The sequence below is a fragment of the Rhodococcus sp. NPDC054953 genome (assembly GCF_053609225.1).
Window position 1 is genome coordinate 1 of record NZ_JBSGXD010000089.1, and the last position, 1,049, is coordinate 1,049.

The window sequence follows — 1,049 nt, forward strand, 5'->3', positions numbered from 1 at the left end:
CCAGGCGTTCAAGCACATGGGCTTCGACATCCCCGAACTGCGCTTCGGGAGCGAGGAGAAGCAGCGCCTGCACCGGGACGCGGTCGCCCGCTGGGACCTGCTGATCGCGCCCAGCGAGGAGTTCGAGCGCACCTTCGTCCGGGCCAACGGCTACACCGGTGAACTGCTGCGCTGCGGACTGCCGCGCAACGACGTACTGGTGCGCTGGCGGGAGGTGGAGGCCAGGGACCGGGCGCAGGCGGCGCGGGTGCGGCTGCAGATCCCGGACGGGCGCAAGGTACTGCTGTACGCGCCGACGTTCCGGGACGGAGCACGCGGCTCGGGCGCGTCACTGCGGGTGGACCTGGCCCAACTCGCGGCCGGCATCGGGCAGGAGTGGACGATCGTGGTCCGCCCGCACTACTACGAACGCTTCGAAGTACCGCGCGAGGTGGCCCCGGTGGTGCGGGACGGGCGCGGCTTCCCCGACATCAACGATCTGCTGCTGGCCTCGGACGCGCTGCTGACGGACTACTCCTCGGTGATGTTCGACTACGCCAACCTGGGGCGGCCCGTCCTGCTGTTCGCCGACGACTACGAGCACTACCGCAACAGCGCGCGCGGCGCGTACTACGACCTGGCGGAGATCGCGCCGGGCCCGGTGCTGACGGAGACCGGGGAGCTGGTGGAGGTGGTGAACGACCTGGACCGGGTGCAGAAGGAGCACGCCGACCGGTACGCGGCGTTCCAGAGCCGCTTCACGACCTACGAGACCGGCGGCGCCAGCTGGGCCGTGGTGGAACGCTTCTTCGAAGGAATCGCCTGATGAAACACCGCAACATCTTCCTGACCGGCATCGACGTGGACTCCATGGGCGGCTCCCAGCGGGTGCTGCACACCCTGGCCCGGGGGTTCGCCGGGCGCGGGCACCGCGTGGAGCTGATCGGCATCCGGCCGAGCCCCGAGCCGCACACGTACCAGCCGGACCCCGGCTACGGGCACACCACGCTCTACCCGGAGCCGGCACCCGAACCGTGGCGGGCCAACACCTTCGCCGAGCGGCTCAACTG

1 protein-coding gene and 1 pseudogene are annotated in these 1,049 nt (G+C 70.4%); both read left to right on the plus strand.

Annotated features, from left to right (window positions below; all coding sequences use genetic code 11):
- The coding region (locus tag ACWF62_RS20690; protein WP_452631312.1) for a CDP-glycerol glycerophosphotransferase family protein at positions 1-805 on the plus strand (805 nt) is incomplete at its 5' end.
- Positions 805-1,049 (plus strand): annotated as a pseudogene (locus ACWF62_RS20695) (hypothetical protein); the annotation flags it as partial. The gene ACWF62_RS20690 and the pseudogene ACWF62_RS20695, both read left to right, overlap by 1 nt.